The 19,440-nt window shown below is 53.6% G+C and carries 16 protein-coding genes; 11 read left to right on the forward strand and 5 right to left on the reverse strand.

What is annotated here, in order from left to right:
• Positions 1-3 precede the first annotated feature (3 nt).
• From LG201_RS09010 to LG201_RS09055, 9 genes are all read left to right on the forward strand, one after another.
• Positions 4-258 (forward strand): YkgJ family cysteine cluster protein, encoded by a 255-nt coding sequence (locus LG201_RS09010; RefSeq protein WP_226771819.1) that lies wholly within the window; start codon positions 4-6, stop codon positions 256-258.
• Between the two features lie 222 nt (positions 259-480).
• On the forward strand, positions 481-2,436 hold the full coding sequence (locus LG201_RS14440) for a methyl-accepting chemotaxis protein (protein ID WP_319006047.1): 1,956 nt from the start codon (positions 481-483) through the stop codon (positions 2,434-2,436).
• Between the two features lie 252 nt (positions 2,437-2,688).
• On the forward strand, positions 2,689-3,723 hold the full coding sequence (gene dusB / locus LG201_RS09025; RefSeq protein WP_226771820.1) for a tRNA dihydrouridine synthase DusB: 1,035 nt from the start codon (positions 2,689-2,691) through the stop codon (positions 3,721-3,723).
• Positions 3,723-3,956, forward strand: coding sequence for a Fis family transcriptional regulator (locus LG201_RS09030; protein WP_226771821.1), 234 nt, complete (start codon positions 3,723-3,725; stop codon positions 3,954-3,956). Before dusB ends, LG201_RS09030 begins: the two co-directional genes overlap by 1 nt.
• A 22-nt stretch (positions 3,957-3,978) precedes the next feature.
• Positions 3,979-5,565, forward strand: a complete 1,587-nt coding sequence (gene purH / locus LG201_RS09035; protein WP_226771822.1) for a bifunctional phosphoribosylaminoimidazolecarboxamide formyltransferase/IMP cyclohydrolase — start codon at positions 3,979-3,981, stop codon at positions 5,563-5,565.
• A 169-nt stretch (positions 5,566-5,734) separates the two neighbouring features.
• The gene (gene purD / locus LG201_RS09040; RefSeq protein ID WP_226771823.1) at positions 5,735-7,003 is read left to right on the forward strand and encodes a phosphoribosylamine--glycine ligase; all 1,269 of its coding nucleotides are present in this window, start codon (positions 5,735-5,737) and stop codon (positions 7,001-7,003) included.
• A 13-nt stretch (positions 7,004-7,016) separates the two neighbouring features.
• Entirely contained in the window at positions 7,017-7,559 is a 543-nt protein-coding gene (locus tag LG201_RS09045; RefSeq protein WP_226771824.1) for an L-threonylcarbamoyladenylate synthase, read from the forward strand.
• Positions 7,560-7,590: 31 nt separating this feature from the next.
• A complete protein-coding gene (gene hemF / locus LG201_RS09050; RefSeq protein ID WP_226771825.1) occupies positions 7,591-8,505 on the forward strand; it encodes an oxygen-dependent coproporphyrinogen oxidase in 915 nt (304 codons plus the stop codon).
• An 83-nt stretch (positions 8,506-8,588) separates the two neighbouring features.
• A complete protein-coding gene (locus LG201_RS09055) occupies positions 8,589-9,992 on the forward strand; it encodes an APC family permease (RefSeq protein ID WP_226771826.1) in 1,404 nt (467 codons plus the stop codon).
• Positions 9,993-10,117: 125 nt separating this feature from the next.
• Here the strand turns inward: LG201_RS09055 and LG201_RS09060 are convergent, their stop codons facing one another.
• Positions 10,118-11,002 (reverse strand): LysR family transcriptional regulator, encoded by an 885-nt coding sequence (locus LG201_RS09060; RefSeq protein ID WP_226771827.1) that lies wholly within the window; start codon positions 11,000-11,002, stop codon positions 10,118-10,120.
• A gap of 105 nt (positions 11,003-11,107) precedes the next feature.
• Between LG201_RS09060 and LG201_RS09065 the strand changes: the two genes are divergently transcribed.
• Positions 11,108-11,707, forward strand: a complete 600-nt coding sequence (locus LG201_RS09065; RefSeq protein ID WP_226771828.1) for a short chain dehydrogenase — start codon at positions 11,108-11,110, stop codon at positions 11,705-11,707.
• 231 nt (positions 11,708-11,938) lie between these two features.
• Here the strand turns inward: LG201_RS09065 and LG201_RS09070 are convergent, their stop codons facing one another.
• Entirely contained in the window at positions 11,939-13,825 is a 1,887-nt protein-coding gene (locus tag LG201_RS09070; protein WP_319006052.1) for a methanol/ethanol family PQQ-dependent dehydrogenase, read from the reverse strand.
• A 273-nt stretch (positions 13,826-14,098) separates the two neighbouring features.
• Here LG201_RS09070 and LG201_RS09075 point away from each other — a divergent pair, with 273 nt between their 5' ends.
• Positions 14,099-16,021, forward strand: a complete 1,923-nt coding sequence (locus LG201_RS09075) for a sigma-54-dependent Fis family transcriptional regulator (protein WP_226771829.1) — start codon at positions 14,099-14,101, stop codon at positions 16,019-16,021.
• 182 nt (positions 16,022-16,203) lie between these two features.
• Here LG201_RS09075 and LG201_RS09080 read toward each other — a convergent pair whose 3' ends face one another.
• The 3 genes from LG201_RS09080 to ilvD form a co-directional block, all read right to left on the reverse strand.
• On the reverse strand, positions 16,204-16,530 hold the full coding sequence (locus LG201_RS09080; protein WP_226771830.1) for a c-type cytochrome: 327 nt from the start codon (positions 16,528-16,530) through the stop codon (positions 16,204-16,206).
• Positions 16,531-16,636: 106 nt separating this feature from the next.
• Positions 16,637-17,548, reverse strand: a complete 912-nt coding sequence (locus LG201_RS09085) for a D-hexose-6-phosphate mutarotase (protein WP_226771831.1) — start codon at positions 17,546-17,548, stop codon at positions 16,637-16,639.
• 35 nt (positions 17,549-17,583) lie between these two features.
• Entirely contained in the window at positions 17,584-19,434 is a 1,851-nt protein-coding gene (gene ilvD / locus LG201_RS09090; protein WP_226771832.1) for a dihydroxy-acid dehydratase, read from the reverse strand.
• Between the last annotated feature and the right edge of the window lie 6 nt (positions 19,435-19,440).

Genomic DNA, 19,440 nt, shown 5'->3' on the forward strand with positions numbered 1-19,440 from the left:
TCCATGCAATGCCGACCACAATGCGGAGCATGCTGTACCGCCCCATCCATTTCCTCCCCGATTCCCGGCATGCCCTATGGCAAGCGGGCGGGCGAGCGTTGCATACAACTGGATAGCGATAACCGCTGCATGATTTTTGGCCAGGCAGACCGGCCGCTCGTGTGCAGTTCCTTGCAACCAGAGCCTGAAATGTGCGGCACCAGCAACGCACAGGCTTTTGCCTGGCTCACCCAGCTGGAACAGCTGACAGCACCCTGATAAGAGAGAGTTCACCGCCCATTCCCTGTGCATCACCCCCTTATATGCACCCAAGCCAGGAAGCAATCACCGCAAGGCTGCAAGACTCTGAGCAGGTAAACCGCATTGTTAGCCGCACCAAACCAGTGCCTAAGATAGGTATTAAGTTGCAGTAGCTACTGGTTTTCTGTGAGGAATATTATTTGCTTAAGACGATTACTGCCTTTTCATAAAGCATCACCCATGTCGTCTTTCAGCACGCTAACCCTGCGCAGCAAAGTCCTGCTCATCGTCACTACCTTGATTCTGGTTGGCTTCAGCATCACTATTGGCGTGCTCACTTATAAAGCAGCCAACCTGCAACAGGCATCTGCACTTGAATACACTCGCGCCCTCTCCAGGCAGCATGCCAACGAGGTCAAAGCAGAGATAGACAGTGCGTTTGATGCCGCGCGCACTCTGGCACAATCACTGGAAGGACTGCATGCTGCCGGGCTATCCAATCGCAAGCTGGCTGACAGCATGCTCAAAAGCGTACTGGAAGGAAACCCTGCCTTTATTGGCGTCTGGACGATTTGGGAACCGAATGCCTTTGACGGCAAAGACAATGCATACATCAACCAGACAGGCAGCGATGCCACCGGGCGCTACCTACCCTACTGGAATCGACCGAATGGCGTGACAGAGGTCACGGCTTTAACCGACTACACCACCCCGGGGCCCGGCGATTACTACCTGCTGGCGCGCAACAGCGGCAATGAAACCTTGCTTGAGCCCTATGCTTATGAAATTGGTGGCAAAAAAGTGCTCATCACTAGCATGGCGGTGCCGATTTACAAGAATGGAACGGTGGTGGGTGTAGCCGGTGTTGACATCCTGCTATCGGAGTTCCAGCAAAAAATCAGTAAGATCAAACCCTTTGACACCGGTTTTGCCAGCCTGCTTTCCAACCAGAGCATCTATGTGGGTGACCGTGATGCCAGTAATGTGGGCAAGCCTATGGCAACGGGCGGCACTGGCGACAAGATCAGGCAAGCCATTCAACAAGGACAGGCCTACCACGACAGTATCAAAGACCCTATCCTGCAGACTGATATATTACGCATTTACCAACCGATACAGATTGCTCACAGCAAAACCCCTTGGTCTTTTGCCATTGCCGTACCTGAAGACAAGATTTTGAGTGGCGTGCACAAGCTACGCAACACCGCCATCATGATCGGGCTATTGAGCATAATCCTGGTATCACTGGCATTAGGGTATTTGATAGATCGCATGGTGATACGCCCGATCGGTGGCGAACCTGCCGAGGCAGCGGACCTGGCGCACCATATCGCAGAGGGCAATCTCAGCACCCGTGTCGACCTCAAGTCTGGAGATCAATCCAGCATGTTGCACGCCATGAAGGTCATGCAGGACCAATTACGCAGCATCGTCAGTGAGATTCGAGCCAGTAGTGAATATGTTTCCAATGCTTCTTCTGAGATTGCGCTTGGTAACAGCGACTTATCGCAAAGAACGGAAAACCAGGCAGCGTCCCTGGAACAAACTGCAGCCAGCATCGAGGAACTGACCTCAACGGTGGGCCAGAATACGGAAAATGCACGTACCGCCAACTCGCTGGCATTCACCGCTTCCACCACGGCGGAAAAAGCCAGTAGCACGGTCTCTGGCGCTGTCAGCACTATGACCCAGATCAGTAATCAATCACAAAAAATGTCGGAAATTACTGCGGTCATTGAGGGCATTGCCTTCCAGACCAATATTCTGGCGCTCAATGCCGCGGTTGAAGCAGCGCGTGCGGGTGAGCAGGGTCGTGGCTTTGCCGTGGTGGCACAGGAAGTGCGCAACCTGGCACAACGCAGTGCCAGCGCCGCCAAGGAGATCAAGCAGTTGATTGATGAATCCGTGACCAAGATAGGACAAGGCTCTTCTCAAGTCATTGATGCAGGCAATACGATGCAGGAGGTCGTCGCCGCCGTGCAACGTGTCTCCAGCATCATGTCCGAGATTGTCCATGCCTCTGAAGAACAGAGCACCGGCATACAGCAAATCAATATTGCCATCACATCCATGGATGAAGTCACCCAGCAAAATGCAGCCTTGGTGGAAGAAGCCATGGCAGCTGCGCAGTCACTGGATGACCAGGCTCAACAGCTCAACAAGGCGGTATCGGTGTTCCGCCTGGACCAGAGTTGAGAAGCGGCATCCAATGATGATGAAAAAATCCCATTCCATATCGGCCAAATTCCCAACCATGACGGCATGCGCGGCAGCAAACAAGCTGCCATCAATCAATATACTTAGCCTGGCTAGTTAAAGTAAAACGTTGCTTATGACTGAATTATTAGACAATTTCACACAGACATGCCCTCAATATGTGCTTTGTTCTGCCTCGGTTTGCATATAAAATGGGCAGCTTTTCCATGCCATGGATACGGTTATATTAACGTGCAGATCGGTTCCTACACCCTGAAAAACAATCTGGTTGTCGCCCCCATGGCGGGTGTGACGGACCGGCCTTTCCGCGTTCTGTGCAAAAAAATGGGTGCAGGCCTGGCAGTCAGTGAAATGGTGACCTCCAACTCCCTGCTCTATGGCAGCGCTAAAACACTGCGGCGCGCCAACCACGAAGGCGAAGTTGACCCTATCTCAGTCCAGATTGCGGGCTCAGATCCCAAGATGATGGCAGAAGCCGCCAAGCACAATGTGGATAACGGTGCCCAGATCATCGATATCAACATGGGTTGCCCGGCCAAGAAGATCTGTAACGTGATGGCTGGCTCAGCCCTGCTCAAGGACGAACCGCTGGTTTCCCAAATCCTCAGGGCCGTGGTCAATGCCGTAGATGTCCCTGTGACGCTGAAAATACGGACCGGCTGGGATAAAAATAATCGTAACGCCGTGGTCGTAGCCAAAATGGCAGAAGACATCGGCATTCAGGCGCTAGCCATGCATGGCCGTACTCGCGCCTGTCTTTATACGGGCAATGCAGAATACGACACCATGGCAGCCGTCAAGCAAGCCATCAAGATTCCACTGATTGCTAACGGCGATATCACCACCCCCGAAAAAGCCAAGTTTGTCCTGGATTACACCCAGGCAGATGCCGTCATGATAGGCCGTGCAGCACAGGGACGCCCCTGGATTTTCCGTGAAACCGAGCATTTTCTTGCCACTGGCGAGCATCTGCCCGCGCCTGAAGTGGAAGAAATTCACCAGGTCATGCTGGAGCACATCCATGACCTCTACGAGTTTTATGGTGAACTGACTGGCATGCGCGTCGCACGCAAGCATATTTCCTGGTACACCAAGGGTCTGGTGGGTTCTGCCAATTTCAGGCATCACATGAATCAGTTGCAGACAATAGAAGAACAACTGCAATCCATCCATGACTTTTTTGGTGAGCTGAAACAGCGCGATGCGCGTTTGCAATACGAAACCGAGACATCCCCAACATCCGATGACGAGGCACTGGCCGCATAATGAGTAGTCAGGATCTCGCCAGCTGTGTACGTGCAGCCCTGGAAGAATACTTCAAGGACCTGGACGGACAGCCACCACACGCCGTGTACGACATGGTACTGCAATGCATGGAAAAACCCCTGCTGGAATATGTACTCAACCGTGCCGGTGGTAATCAAAGTAAAGCTGCAGACATTCTCGGCCTGAATCGCAATACGCTGCGCAAAAAGCTGCAGCAACACAATCTTCAATAACCTCCTCTTCGAAGTTTTCAATATGGCAGTCATCAAACGAGCACTTATCAGCGTTTCTGATAAAAACGGTATTCTTGAATTTGCACAATCGCTGGCAGCGTTCGGTGTGGAGATTCTTTCCACCGGCGGTACCGCGAAACTATTCCGCGACCATGGCGTGCCGGTCATTGAGGTCAGTGATTACACTGGCTTCCCGGAAATGCTGGATGGCCGGGTCAAGACCCTGCATCCCAAAATCCACGGTGGCCTGTTGGGCCGACGCGAGTTGCCTGAACATGTCGCCGCGATGCAGGCAGCTGATATTCAGAATATTGATATGCTGGTCGTCAACCTATATCCGTTTGAAGCGACGGTTGCCAAGGCGGACTGCACACTGGAAGACGCAATCGAGAATATCGATATCGGCGGCCCAGCCATGGTGCGCTCTGCTGCCAAGAACTGGCAGGACGTGGCGGTACTGACTGATGCGGCCCAATACGATGGCGTGATTGCTGAAATGAAGAGCACAGGCGGTGCTACCAGCCAGGCAACACGCTTTGCATTGTCTGTTGCCGCATTCAACCGCATCAGCAACTATGATGGCGCGATCAGCGATTACCTCTCCGCATTCAATGCCGATGGCACGCGTAATGAATTCCCTGGGCAGGTGAATGGCCGCCTGGTGAAGGTGCAGGATCTACGCTATGGCGAGAATCCCCACCAGAAAGCCGCGTTCTATCGCGACCTCTATCCAGCGCCTGGCTCACTGGTCACTGCTCAGCAATTACAAGGCAAGGAATTGTCCTATAACAACATCGCGGATGCCGATGCTGCCTGGGAGTGCGTCAAGAGCTTTGACACTACCGCATGTGTCATCGTCAAGCACGCCAACCCTTGTGGCGTGGCTATTGGTGCCACTGCCCTCGAGGCCTATGACAAGGCATTCAAGACCGATACCACCTCCGCATTCGGCGGCATTATCGCCTTCAATCACACCTTGGATCAGGCAACTGCTGAAGCCGTATCCAAGCAGTTCGTGGAAGTGCTGATTGCCCCTGACTATACCGAAGAAGCACTTGCAGTGTTCAAGGCCAAAGCCAATGTCCGCGTCCTGAAAATCGCACTCCCTAGCGGCGGCGACAGTGCCTGGAGCCGTGGCCGCAACTCCCATGACACCAAGCGGGTGGGGTCAGGCTTGCTGATCCAGACGGCAGACAATCTGGAAATCAGCCTGGATGATATCAAGGTCGTGTCCAAGAAACAGCCCACGCCAGAACAGCTGGAAGACCTGTTGTTTGCCTGGCGCGTCGCCAAGTATGTGAAATCCAATGCCATTGTATTCTGTGGCAATGGCATGACATTAGGTGTAGGCGCAGGCCAGATGAGCCGTGTGGACAGCACCAAGATTGCCGCCATCAAGGCACAAAATGCGGGCCTGTCATTGCAGGGCTCTGCGGTCGCTTCCGATGCCTTCTTCCCGTTCCGCGATGGCGTGGATGTATTGGCAGAAGCGGGTGCCACCTGTGTCATTCAACCAGGCGGCAGCATCCGTGATGACGAAGTGATTGCAGCAGCAGATGAACACGGCTTGGTGATGGTATTGACCGGCATCCGCCACTTCCGTCACTGATCGTCATTGGTCAATCACCGATGGCTGCATTGCACCATTTGCCGTACTCAATATGTACAGTCTGCGGCGGTGCGCCTTGCCAGCAACGATTGACCAATAACTCGAAGCAAACTCCGGGCATAGTTAAAATATCCGCTGGCCTGGCAAGTTACACAATTAAAGGATCATTATGAAAGTTCTAGTCATCGGCGGCGGCGGGCGTGAGCACGCACTTGCATGGAAACTCGCTCAGAGTGAGCGTATCAGCCGCGTATTTGTGGCACCAGGCAACGCTGGCACTGCACTGGATCCTGACATGGTGAATGTCCCTATTACCCAGGTACAAGAACTGGTCGATTTCGCTGAACAAGAGCAGATTGGCCTCACGATAGTAGGTCCTGAAGCCCCCTTATCCCAAGGGGTTGTCGATGCTTTTCGTGCCGCTGACCTGAAAATCTTTGGCCCGACACAGGCGGCTGCACAACTGGAAAGCTCCAAGGATTTTGCCAAGGCGTTCATGGTGCGGCATAACATTCCCACCGCAGCCTATGCGACTTTCACCGATGCCGTCGCGGCGCATGATTACGTCAAGCAGCAGGGTGCGCCTATCGTGATCAAGGCAGATGGCCTGGCAGCAGGCAAGGGCGTCGTGGTCGCCATGGATGAAGCCGAAGCCCACAGCGCGATTAATGCCATGCTGGCTGACAACAAGCTGGGTGTCGCAGGTGCGCGTGTTGTTATTGAAGAGTTTCTCACTGGCGAAGAAGCCAGTTTTATCGTCATGGTCGACGGCAAAAACATTTTGCCGTTAGCCACCAGCCAGGATCACAAACGCCTGCTGGATGGTGACAACGGGCCGAACACTGGAGGTATGGGCGCTTACTCCCCGGCACCGGTAGTCACGCCAGAAATACACGCCAAGGCCATGCGTGAAATCATCGCCCCTACGGTGGCAGGCATGGCAAAAGATGGCATTCCCTATACCGGCTTTCTGTACGCGGGTCTCATGATCTCGCCAGACGGTAACGTCAAGACCCTAGAATTCAACTGCCGCATGGGTGACCCTGAAACCCAGCCCATCATGCTGCGCCTCAAGAGCGACCTGGTCACACTGGCTGAACATGCCGTCAATGGCACACTGCATGAAGCCCAGGCAGAATGGGATCGCCGCAGTGCATTGGGCGTAGTGCTGGCGTCTGCCAACTATCCTGACACCCCAAGACTGGGCGATGAAATCACTGGCCTGCCCAAGCATCTGGAAGATGCCCATGTATTCCATGCTGGCACCAGCATGAAGGATGGCAAGGTAGTGACTAGTGGCGGTCGCGTCCTGTGTGTAGCCGCACTGGGTGAGACAGTGAAGTATGCGCAGTCACAGGCTTACAAGATTGCCGATGGCATCAGCTTCGACGGCGCGCAGCTGCGCCGCGATATTGGCTACCGCGCCATCAAGTCCTAGGCCGGCCCAAGGAATGAAGACACGCGCTCTACAGCATTTCCTGCGTAGTGGTGGTGTCATTGCCTATCCAACCGAGTCCTGCTTTGGACTCGGTTGCGATCCCAGCAATCGCCTGGCGGTACAACGCCTGTTGCGCATCAAGGGCAGGCCGCAGCGCAAGGGCTTGATTGTGATTGCCAGCCGCTTTCCCCAGCTCAAACCCTATATTGCCCCCCCTTCAGCAGCGCAACAGCAGCAATTATTTTCACGCTGGCCAGGCCCGCATACCTGGCTGGTACCTACGGCAGACAATTGCCCAGCCTGGCTCAAGGGACGCCATACCTCATTGGCAGTGCGCGTGACTGCCCACAAATATGCCGCCCAGCTTTGCCGCAGCACACGCATGGCCCTGGTATCCACCAGCGCCAACCACAATGGCCGCGTGCCAGCCAAAACGACTCGCGACTGCTACCGCCTGTTTGGACATAGCGTCAAGGTACTACCCGGCAGAACTGGTGGCGCGAGCAAACCTTCCACCATCCAGGACCTGCTGACGGGCAAGATTTTGCGCCCTTAAGCCATTCACCCAGTTTCACCAGGAGAGCTTCATGAATTCAAATGCAATCTTCGACTACCTTCAAGGCCTGCAATCCCGCATCGTGGAATCGATCGAGCTGGTTGACGGCAAGCGCTTTCTGCACGATAGCTGGCAGCGAGCAGAAGGTGGAGGCGGCACCTCGTGCATGCTGGAAGATGGCAATGTATTCGAACGCGCCGGTATAGGTTTCTCCCATGTGCTGGGTAACAAGCTACCTCCTTCTGCCAGCGTGGCACACCCCGAAGCGGCTGGCCGTAGCTGGCAGGCCATGGGGGTGTCACTGGTGTTCCATCCCTGCAACCCTTTTGTCCCGACCGTCCATATGAATGTACGGTTCTTTGTGGCGGAAAAAGCTGGCGAAGAGCCGATCTGGTGGTTTGGCGGCGGCATGGATCTAACGCCCTATTATGGCTTTGAGGAAGACGCCGTCCATTTCCATCGCACTTGCCGTGATGCGCTGAATCCATTTGGTCAGCAGTACTACCCAGAATTCAAGAAAGAATGCGACGAATACTTCTACCTCAAGCACCGCAAGGAAGCGCGCGGCATAGGAGGTATTTTCTTTGATGACTTCAGTGAGTTGGGGCTGGAGCAGAGCTTTGCCTTGCAACGCAGCGTAGGGGATGCTTTTCTCAATGCCTACCTGCCGATTGTGCAACGCCGCAAAGATACCCCGTATGGTGAGCGTGAGCGAGACTTCCAGGCCTATCGTCGCGGCCGTTATGTTGAGTTCAACCTGGTCTATGACCGCGGCACCCTGTTTGGCCTGCAATCCAATGGGCGTACCGAGTCCATCCTGCTCTCCATGCCACCTCTCGTCAAATGGCGCTATGACTGGGCACCGGAAGCGGGTTCGGCTGAAGCAAAACTGTATAGCGACTTCATCACCGGTCGTGACTGGCTGACAGACAACTCAACCCTGTAACGGGATAGAAACAGTGGTCAATACATAGCACTAAAGCTTTGGGCATAATTCGTGCATACTAAAAAAACCAAAAGGGAGAACGCATGTTTGCACAACTGTTTCGCACCAAACCGGTAGAGATAGACCGCCAGAGCGGTCTCAAAAAATGTCTGAGTGCATTTGACCTGGCCTTATTGGGGATAGGATGCGCGATTGGCACCGGTATCTTTGTGCTGACCGGCATCGCAGCTGCCAATTACGCTGGCCCGGCTGTCGTGCTCTCGTTCATTCTAGCCGGCCTGGCCGCAGGCTTTGCCGGGTTTGCTTACGCAGAACTGGCGGCCTCCATCGGCGGATCTGGCAGTGCTTACGGCTATACCTATGTGGCATTTGGCGAGTTCTTTGCCTGGGTCATTGGCTGGATACTCCTGCTGGAATATGGAGTGGGCGCAGCAGCAGTTGCCAATGGCTGGTCAGGTTATTTCATCAACACCCTGGCCAATTTCAACCTCCATATCCCCGATGTCTGGACCAAGGCGCCCAGCATGGGCGGCATTATCAACCTCCCGGCTTTCGGTATTATCTGGCTACTTACCCTGATCTTGGTCACCGGGGTCAAGCAGAGCTCACAAGTCAACAATATCATGGTGGTGATCAAGCTCAGTACAATTGCCATTTTCCTGGCAATTGCGATTGGCCATATCAACACGGATAACTGGCATCCCTTCATGCCGTTTGGCTGGTTCCAGACCCTGGAAGGCAGCAACAATATCGGCATACTCGCTGGCGCATCGCTGGTATTCTTTGCCTACTTTGGGTTCGATGCTGTTTCCACTGCCGCTGACGAAGCCAAGAACCCGCAGCGTGATCTGCCGATTGGCCTGATTGCGTCACTGCTGTTCTGCACCTTCGTGTATATACTGGTCTCAGGCGTGCTGACAGGCGTGGTGCATTACTCTGACCTCAACGTGTCCTCTCCCGTCGCCTATGCCCTGAGCAAACTGGGCTACTCATGGTCATCCACCCTAGTCGCCACGGGGGTGCTGGCTGGACTGATTACCGTGTTGTTGGTGCTGTTGTATGGCCTCACGCGTATCCTGTACGCCATGAGCCGCGATGGACTGATTCCCGCGGCATTCTCCAAAATCAATCCAGACCGTCAAACGCCCACGCGCCTCATCTTATTTTGTGGTGCCATCATCTCCATTGTGGCGGGTTTCTTCCCGCTAGGTACCCTGGCGGAAACCGTCAATATCGGTACCCTGGCCAGCTTTGTCATGGTGTGCTGCGGCGTCATCATCCTGCGCATCAGGCAGCCTGACTTGCCCCGGCCGTTCAAAAACCGCTGGAACCCATTGATCCCGGTACTAGGCATCTTTTCCTGTAGTGCCCTGATGGCATTCCTGCCTGCCGAGACCTGGCACCGTTTTATCATCTGGGTCTTGATCGGGATCGCGGTATATTTTCTCTATTCCATGCATCACAGCAAACTCAAGCAACAGCGATAAACCACAACCCACATCAGACACTGGCGCGCAGCAAGGTCTAGTCCATCAGGCGCACAGAATACGCGCCAGTGCCCTGATCCTGCCCACCTGCAGCCATTTCTTTCAAGGCCGATCGCCAGACTGGTTTAATGACGAAGTGCCTGTACCAGAAAGTCTACAAAGGAAGTCAGTTTGGGCGTTAATTGTCGCTCTCTTGGATAGACAGCATGAATCGGCCGCGCAGGAGGCAGATGATCATGCATCAACTCCACCAGCCGCCCAGCCTCAATATCCTGCCGGAGCAATTCTTTGGGCATCATGATGAGCCCAATACCTTTGATGGCAGCAACTCGCAGTGCCTGTCCGTTATCTGATTCAAACCTTGGCATCTGTCCTGTTTTAGATCCGGACTGTTGCTGCATCAGCCGCCAGCCACCCTGACTATGCCAGTTGGTAAATCCCAGGCATTCATGATGGGCAAGGTCTTCCGGCGTTTCTGGCTTTCCTGCCAGCGCAATATAGTCAGGAGAAGCGCAAACAGCTACTTCAAACATTGATATCTTTCTCGCCAGCAGTGAAGAGTCTTTGAGCTCACCCACCCGAATCGCCACATCAATGCCTTCATCTACGATATCGACATATCGATCCGTCAAGGACAGTTCAATATTCACCTCGGGGTATTGCTGCAGGTAGTCACAGATAACCGGTGCCAGGGTTAATGCGCCAAACCACATCGACGCACTGACCCTGAGCTGGCCTCTGGGCGCGCTCCCCATGGCTTCAGCGCCCGCCTCTGCATTGGCAATGTGCCCGATGATCAGCTTGCAATTCTCGTAATACTTTTGACCAATCTCGGTAAGTTTTTGTCTTCGCGTGGTCCTGGCCAGCAAGGCGGCTCCTAAACGCCTCTCCAACGCGGCAATATGTTTACTCACCATGGCAGGAGATATCCTGAATGCGTTCGCTGCAGCCGTAAAACTGCCCATATCCACGGCGGCAACAAACACCTCCATACTCAGCAACCTGTCCATATTTGATACCAGCAGTAAAATATGTTGTGAATATTATGCTATTTATCAGAACAAATAAAACGCACAGAATGGCTTCGTTATTTATTTTTATCTATTGGAGCCATCATGAAGGTCTTGATCGTCGGTGCATCAGGCACCATAGGAAAATTGATCGTGAAAGAACTTTCCCCTCGCCATGCGATTATTGAAGCAGGCAAGCACAAGGGACAGTATCAGGTCGATATTACGAACGAAGACAGTGTTCGCCAGCTCTTTACGCAGGTGGGTAAAGTCGATGCCATTATTGCCGTGGCAGGCAATGTACACTGGGGCTCGTTACAGGAGATGAGCGCTGATCAATTCAAGATAGGCTTGAATGAGAAACTGATGGGGCAAGTCAACCTGACCCTGATTGGTCAACACTTCCTCAATGATGGTGGATCTATCACCCTCACTAGCGGCAGCTTGAGTGATGATCCACACGTCGGGGGCGCCAGCTTTACCACCGTCAATGCCTCCATTGATGGATTCATTAGGGGAGCCGCCGTTGAACTGGATCATGACCGCCGTATCAATTCCGTCAGTCCCAATGTGCTGCAAGAATCGTGGGATGTCTATGGTGGCGGGGTTCCTGGCACAGAACCTGTACCGGGTGAAAAAGTAGCCCTTGCCTATAGAAAAAGCGTGGAAGGCCACCAAACCGGTCAAACCTATCGTGTTTGGTAGGCTTTAGCACGATCAATCGGGCATGTTGACGATGACCGCATAAATGCCCGCTTGCATGCACCACTCCATCTTCACTTACCGATTGATACATGCACTGCTGCACCAACACCTGCGCAGATAGCCTCCATCAATATCAGGCAAAAAAAAGCCAGTCCTTACAGGACTGGCAACTAAGGGACTACAAAATGGAGATGAGCCCTGCCCGAAAGCAGGGGTAATACTGAGGATGGATTAGAGGCTAAAGACGTTCAGTGCACCACCACCAGGTGCTGCATTCCAGTCCTTCAGTTCCTTGTATCCACCCGCTGCGCCCAGACCGTCATTTTCGTTGGTCAGACCCAGATTCATGGCAACACCAGCCCAGCCACCGATGCCGGACAGAATGCCTATGTACTGCTTGCCTTTGTGGCCATAGGTAATCGGATTACCCACCACACCAGAACCGACACGGAACTTCCAGAGTTCTTTGCCCGTTTTGCCATCCACGGCCTTGAGCCAACGATCGAGGGTACCGTAGAACACTACGTCAGACCCCGTTGCCAGGGCACCGCTCCAGACAGAGAACTTCTCTTTGTTGTACCAGACCTGCTTGCCCTTGAGACCATCCCAAGCCATGAAACCACCCATGATGCCATCAGGGCCTGGGAACATGCTCAATGTGGCACCCACCCATGGCTGACCAGCGACATACTTCACTTCTACCGGCTCGTAATCCATGCAGACGTGGTTAAGCGGTACGTAGAACAGCTTGCTCTTGGGTGAATAGGCCGCAGGTTGCTGATCCTTCACGCCCAGGGATGCAGGGCAAACACCTTTGGAATTCACATCCTGGTGCGTAGAGAACTTAGGATCCTTGATCGGCACACCGGTCTTGAGATCAATCCCAGTAGCCCAGTTGACGAATGGGTGAATTTTCTCAGCAGCCACCAGCTTGCCGGTTTCACGGTTCAGCGTATAGCCAAAGCCGTTACGGTCAAAATGCGTCGCCAGTTTCTTGCCTTCAGCATCCCACAGGATGGTTTCGTTCACTGCATCGTAATCCCACTCATCATGTGGTGTCAGTTGATAACCCCACTTCGCTAGGCCTGTATCCAGATCACGGGCGAAAATGGTCATGGACCATTTGTTATCTCCAGGACGTACGTCTGGATTCCAGACGGAAGGATTACCAGTGGAGTAATACAGCAGATTCAACTTGGAATCATAAGAATACCAACCCCAGGTTGCACCACCTCCACGCTCCCAGCCATTCTTGGTCGCTTGTGGCTTGTGCCAGGTTTTCACGCCCAGATCAGTTTCTGGAAACTTCAGCTTATCCGCAGCCAGTGGCTTGAAAGAACCGTCTTCCTTGTTACCACCGTTCACGTCTTCATACACTGACAAAGCGCTGTACTGTGGGGTGTCCTTGTTAAAGTCCTTGCCGATCAAGACTTCGCTATCCGGGCCAGTGCTATAGGCACGCCAAGCTTGCGAACCATCCTTGATATTGTAGGCAGTCAGATAGCAACGTACGCCATACTCACCACCTGAACAGCCGGTAATGACCTTATCCTTGAAGATGTGAGGTGCATTGGTTGTCGTTGCCCCTTCCTTGGGATCAACCACTTTGACATCCCACACCTTGGCACCGGTCTTGGCATCCAAGGCTACCAGCACACCGTCGTTCTGTTGCAGGAAAATCTTGCCGTCACCGTAGCCCAGGCCACGCGTCACGTTATCGCAGCACAGCAGCGACTGAATGGAGGGATCCTGCTTGGGGAAATAAGACCATTTGATCTTTTCACCATTATTGAGATCAAGGGCATACACATTGTTCGGGAATGCAGTGGCTACATACATGATATCGCCAACCACCAGCGGCGCGCCTTCATGACCACGATTCACGCCAGTAGCAAAGGTCCAGGCCATTTTCAGGTTCTTGATATTGGCCTTGTTGATCTGGGACAAGCTGCTATATCCGGTATTTGCATAATCTTTACGCTGTGCAACCCATTGGTTGTCATCCTGCATCAGCTTTTCAAGATCATTTGCCGCAAAAGCAGGAACCGATAGCAGGCCAATCAGGCCCGCTCCGACTGCGAGTTTGAGTTGTTGATATTTCAAGAAAGTATTCTCCATAGTATGAAAATGATTGCCGCCGCTATCGTTCTCCACCGCAACGGCGATGCTGATAACTTGCACAACTCAGCCATAGGCTTGCAGGCCATTTCAGCAATCCTTATGCCAATCCCCATCAAACTCAGGAATATTTCCCAAAAACAACAATGAAATAATGCCTTACACTACACATCCTCTGACAATCCAAGCCCCACCTGCCCGATGCAAGGTTGTACCGAAACCGCACAAGTGCTACATTTGGGAACAATTCCCGGATACCGCAGTCAATTGCTCATGAATCACCCCGCTACCAAGTCCTTGCATCCCACCGAACATGCAAGGCTGCAGTTTCTTGCTGACGGCAATATGCAGGAAGGCGTGGTGAGCAAGACCATTGCCCAATCCTGGCAGCGCAGCCTGGCTCAAGGCATCAATGCAGCGTTGCCCCTGACGACGGAAACCTTGAGCAAGGTGGAGCTGGAGAAAAAATATAGCCAGAACCACCTGCTACTGACACAAGCCAGGCCCGAAATTGCCACGCTTTACGAACAGATTGCCCACTCTTACAGCGCTATTGCGCTGACCGATGCCAAAGGCGTCATCCTGCATAGCGAGGGGCACGACCACCTGGTCGGTATGGCACCAGCGGTTATGCTCAGCCCAGGCTACTCATGGAGCGAAGAGGAAAGAGGCACTAATGCGATTGGTACGGCGATCATTGAGGAACAGCCAGTAGCCGTCCAGGGCGCAGAACATTTTGTAGCGCAACTGCATCTCTTCAGCTGTTACGCCGTTCCCATTTTTGGCGCCAATCATCAGCTGATTGGCACGCTCAATGTTTCCAATGCTTTTTCCGCCCATCAGCAACACACGCTGGCGCTGGTCAAAATGGCAGCACAAATGATCGAGAACCGGATATTCCGCGCCAGCCATCAAGGCCCTGTGGTTCTGCGTTTTCACAACCGCCCTGAATTCATCGGCACCCTCTGGGAAGGCACGGCGGTCTTTTCCCACACGGGCGCACTGCAGGCGATCAATCGCAATGGCATGACCCAGCTTGCGTGCCAGGCCCACAACCTTCCCGGCACATTTGAAGGCATCTTCCATCAGCCATTCAACATGGCACTTGGACAGGCCACATTACAATCGCCCATGCAGCTAGCTGGGATCAACGGCAGCATCATTCATGCGCAGCTAGATGCTGCGACTCCGGAAGAACACCCAGCCTCCCCGATTAGCCGCATCAAGCAGCCGCATGGCAGGCAGACCCTGGATCACCTCAACAGCAGCGACACGCATATCCAGCAAGTCGTTGCACAAGCCAGGCTAGTGATGAATCAGGATATTCCCATCCTGATCGAAGGAGAAACCGGGGTAGGTAAAGAGCTATTTGCCAGTGCCATTCACTACAGCAGCAATCGCAGCCATGGCCCCCTTATCGCGGTCAACTGCGCCGCCCTGCCTGAAGGCCTGATTGAGGCCGAACTATTTGGTTATGAAGAAGGCGCATTCACCGGAGCCAGACAAAAAGGCAGCCAGGGCAAAATTGAACAGGCCAACGGTGGCACCCTGTTCCTGGATGAAATCGGCGATATGCCGCTATTGCTTCAGGCAAGGCTTTTACGCGTATTACAGGAACGTAGCGTGACCCCGCTAGGCGGCAGCAAATCACGGCGCCTGGATTTTGCCGTGATCAGCGCCACCAATCAGACCCTGCAAGCCAAAGTCGCCAGCGGAGAATTTCGCAAGGATCTCTATTACCGCCTGAACGGCCTCAGCCTTACCCTGCCGCCCTTACGGGAGCGTAGCGACCTCAACGCCCTGCTGGCAACCATCGTGCAGAGCGAGCAATATCAACGTGAGATCAGCGCAGACATCATGCAGATATTCAGACAGCACGCCTGGCCTGGCAATATCCGCCAACTGCGTAATGTGGTGAAAACAGCGATCGCCCTCGCCGATGGCAAACCCATACAACGCAGCCATCTACCAAACAGCTTCATGCAGGAACTAGCTTCATCCGGGCAACAAATTAAAAACGCAGACAGCCCAATGCAATCTGAATTTCAGGCAAATGGGTCTCTTGATGAAATGACCCAAGAAGCAGTCAAGCGGGCGTTAGAGAATCACGAGGGCAACATTTCTGCCGCAGCACGCTCACTGGGGATGAGTCGCAACCGCTTGTACCGTAAGCTCAAAGCACTAGGGATGAGCTAAACTCCATCCACTCATGCTGCGCATGAGTAACATACACTCGCCATAGAATCCCGCCCCTGATCAGACGATGGCTCCCACCCCCTGATCCCCTTGCTGCCTTGTTATTTTAATTGCAGGAGAGCAAGCAATAAAAAACCAGCCATGTAGACTGGTTTTTTATTGGGACAAAACACTCATGGTGATTACAGGGTCAGTATCCACTGCACGATGGTTTTAATATCATCATCCGCGATCTGAGGGCTGTTAGGCGGCATAGGAATCGGGCCCCATACGCCCTTGCCTCCAGACTTGACCTTGGCAATCAACTTGGCCTCTGCCGTTTTCTCGCCCCGATACTTGGCAGCCACATCACGATAAGCCGGGCCTATCACTTTATTCGCCACGGTATGGCAAGCGAGGCATCCGCTTTTCTGTGCCAGCGCCTCAGCTGCCTTGGCATCCACCGCTGCGGCCTGGCCAGCAAGCGCCAATCCACATACCGCGATCAGGATGCGCATGATCGATTTCATATATCCTCCTTGGCTTATCACTGCCGTTGATATTGCCTAACGCTTCAGGTAAATCAACGTTGACCTGTACTCATCAAACAAATGCACGATTGCGCATGAATCAGGACTACAGGCCTTCCGTGCTGTACTGCACCGTCAACACATGGGTTTCGCCCGGCGCTACCGTCACTGCATTGTCCCTGACATTGGAAGACTCGACACAGACCATCTGCCGCCAGCCATAATGACTGCCCAGATCCCCGATCTCCGCTGCCTTGCGCTCCCATGGCGTCCACACCACGGTGGAACTGCTGCCGGATTTCTCGATAATGATCTTGCGCCTCAGGCCCGGGTCTTCCAGCACGCAGGTAGACTCGGTATGCAGATAAACGCGATCCACTTCATCACTAAAACTGATATCACCAAACTGGCGCTTGAGCGCGTAATCCTCAACCTTGTCTTCATACTCGGCATGATCCAGGCCTGTGATTTTCACGACTTCGATATCACTAACCTGGAAGTAGGTATGCAGCGCCTCGCCAATCACAAACGGCACATCGCCATTATTGGTGGTGGACAGTGCCATCTTCAGTACCGGGCCGATATTGATCGTCAGTGTCAGGTCACATAAATAGGGCCACTGTTTCTCCACCTGCCGACTTTCGGCCAAGCGCATGACCACGCTGGTGGTATTGTTGTCTTCCGGCTTTGCATCAACCACTTCCCATGGCACCACGCGGGCAAACCCATGGGGACATAGCGTTTCATCTGTCGGATGTGGGCCGAACCAGGGCCAACATACAGGAACACCACCACGAATTGAACGCCCGGAAACAAATCTCGCCTGATCGGACAACCACAGCACCGGGGCTTCTGCATGGCGCGGATTCCACTGCATGACATGTCCACCCTGCAAAGCAACTTTGGCAGTAGCATGCGGATTTTCAATATCTAGTGTCACCAGGCCATTCAGATCGGATGAGAATTGTATTTTATGCCCGACCCCGTACCGGGCATTCAATTCGTGTATTGATTGCATAAGCTCTTATTAATTAAATTAATGAATTCTTATTATTATTTTTCTATTTGGCTAACGTCACGCACCGCTCCCTTGGCGGCAGATGTACTCATGGCGGCATAGGCACGCAACGCTGGCGATACCACACGCTGACGGCTCACTGGCTTCCAGGCATTCTTGCCGCGCGCTTCCATGGCAGCACGACGATGCGCCATCACTTCATCAGTGACAGCCAGATGTATCTTCCGGTTCGGAATATCGATCTCTATGGTGTCATTTTCTTCAACCAGGCCAATAGCACCGCCTTCGGCAGCTTCTGGCGAGGCATGACCAATACTGAGGCCGGAAGTACCGCCGGAAAAGCGACCATCAGTCAGCAACGCGCAGTCCTTGCCCAATCCCTTGGACTTGAGATAACTCGTAGGGTAAAGCATTTCCTGCATGCCTGGACCACCGCGTGGACCTTCATAGCGAATAATCACAATATCCCCTGCGACAATCTTGTCAGCAAGAATGGCTTCAACCGCGTCATCCTGGCTTTCAAAAATCCGTGCACGCCCGGTGAACTTGAGGATGCTGTCATCCACTCCCGCAGTTTTGACGATGCAGCCGTCCTGCGCAATGTTGCCATAGAGTACCGCCAGGCCACCATCCTGGGAGTACGCATGCGCCTTGTCACGGATGCAGCCTTCTGCGCGGTCTGTATCAAGATCAGGCCACAGCATGGACTGGCTGAATGCAATCGTCGTTGAAATACCGCCAGGCGCCGCGCGGAAAAACTTCTTCACATCTTCATCTTCCGTCGTCGTAATGTCCCATTTATCCAACGCTGCACCCAGCGACGGGCTATGCACTGTCGGGCTGTCTCGATGAATCAGGCCCGCACGACTTAGCTCACTCAATATGCCCATCACGCCGCCGGCACGGTGCACGTCTTCCATATGGTACTTGGCGGTAGCGGGTGCCACTTTACATACACAAGGCACACCGCGGGAAATACGGTCTATATCCGCCATGGTGAAATCCACCTCGGCTTCATGCGCAGCAGCCAGCAGGTGCAATACCGTATTGGTAGAGCCTCCCATGGCCACATCCAGGCTCATGGCATTCTCGAATGCATGCAGGTTGGCAATATTGCGTGGCAGCACGCTTTCATCATCCTGCTCGTAATAACGCTTGGTGATTTCAACGATCAAGCGGCCAGCCTTGAGGAACAGCTCTTTGCGCGCCGCATGAGTAGCCAGTGTGGAGCCATTCCCTGGGAGACTCAGCCCCAAGGCTTCCGTCAGGCAGTTCATGGAGTTGGCGGTAAACATACCGGAACATGAGCCGCAAGTCGGGCAGGCAGAGCGTTCAATCGCGTCGGACTCTTCATCGGAGACATTGCTATCCGCAGCAGCCACCATGGCATCGACCAAATCCAGCTTGTGCATAGTACCTTGCCAGTTCACCTTGCCAGCCTCCATCGGGCCGCCTGAAACAAAGACCACAGGAATATTGAGTCGTAAAGCCGCCATCAACATGCCAGGGGTAATCTTGTCACAGTTGGAGATACATACAAGCGCATCCGCACAGTGCGCATTCACCATGTATTCCACACTGTCGGCAATCAGGTCACGGCTAGGCAAGCTATAGAGCATGCCGCTATGGCCCATGGCAATCCCGTCATCGACGGCAATCGTGTTGAATTCCTTGGCGACACCACCGGCACGTTCAATTTCACGGGCCACCATCTGCCCTAAATCCTTTAAATGCACGTGTCCAGGCACAAACTGGGTGAAGGAGTTGGAGATGGCGATGATTGGCTTGCTGAAATCATCGTCCTTCATCCCGGTAGCGCGCCAGAGCGCACGTGCGCCTGCCATATTGCGGCCGTGGGTGGAGGTTCTGGAACGATATTGCGGCATAAAAAC

It is taken from the genome of Methylobacillus gramineus, assembly GCF_020532675.1.
In the GTDB taxonomy this organism is placed as follows: domain Bacteria; phylum Pseudomonadota; class Gammaproteobacteria; order Burkholderiales; family Methylophilaceae; genus Methylobacillus; species Methylobacillus gramineus.

Coding starts and splice junctions, on each gene's coding strand:
- LG201_RS09070 (WP_319006052.1), bottom strand. CDS start 13,825: ATGGAGAATACTTTCTTGAAATATCAACAACTCAAACTCGCAGTCGGA.
- LG201_RS09045 (WP_226771824.1), top strand. CDS start 7,017: ATGAAGACACGCGCTCTACAGCATTTCCTGCGTAGTGGTGGTGTCATT.
- LG201_RS14440 (WP_319006047.1), top strand. CDS start 481: ATGTCGTCTTTCAGCACGCTAACCCTGCGCAGCAAAGTCCTGCTCATC.
- hemF (WP_226771825.1), top strand. CDS start 7,591: ATGAATTCAAATGCAATCTTCGACTACCTTCAAGGCCTGCAATCCCGC.
- LG201_RS09060 (WP_226771827.1), bottom strand. CDS start 11,002: ATGGACAGGTTGCTGAGTATGGAGGTGTTTGTTGCCGCCGTGGATATG.
- ilvD (WP_226771832.1), bottom strand. CDS start 19,434: ATGCCGCAATATCGTTCCAGAACCTCCACCCACGGCCGCAATATGGCA.
- LG201_RS09085 (WP_226771831.1), bottom strand. CDS start 17,548: ATGCAATCAATACACGAATTGAATGCCCGGTACGGGGTCGGGCATAAA.
- LG201_RS09055 (WP_226771826.1), top strand. CDS start 8,589: ATGTTTGCACAACTGTTTCGCACCAAACCGGTAGAGATAGACCGCCAG.
- purH (WP_226771822.1), top strand. CDS start 3,979: ATGGCAGTCATCAAACGAGCACTTATCAGCGTTTCTGATAAAAACGGT.
- LG201_RS09010 (WP_226771819.1), top strand. CDS start 4: ATGCAATGCCGACCACAATGCGGAGCATGCTGTACCGCCCCATCCATT.
- LG201_RS09075 (WP_226771829.1), top strand. CDS start 14,099: ATGAATCACCCCGCTACCAAGTCCTTGCATCCCACCGAACATGCAAGG.
- purD (WP_226771823.1), top strand. CDS start 5,735: ATGAAAGTTCTAGTCATCGGCGGCGGCGGGCGTGAGCACGCACTTGCA.
- LG201_RS09030 (WP_226771821.1), top strand. CDS start 3,723: ATGAGTAGTCAGGATCTCGCCAGCTGTGTACGTGCAGCCCTGGAAGAA.
- LG201_RS09065 (WP_226771828.1), top strand. CDS start 11,108: ATGAAGGTCTTGATCGTCGGTGCATCAGGCACCATAGGAAAATTGATC.
- LG201_RS09080 (WP_226771830.1), bottom strand. CDS start 16,530: ATGAAATCGATCATGCGCATCCTGATCGCGGTATGTGGATTGGCGCTT.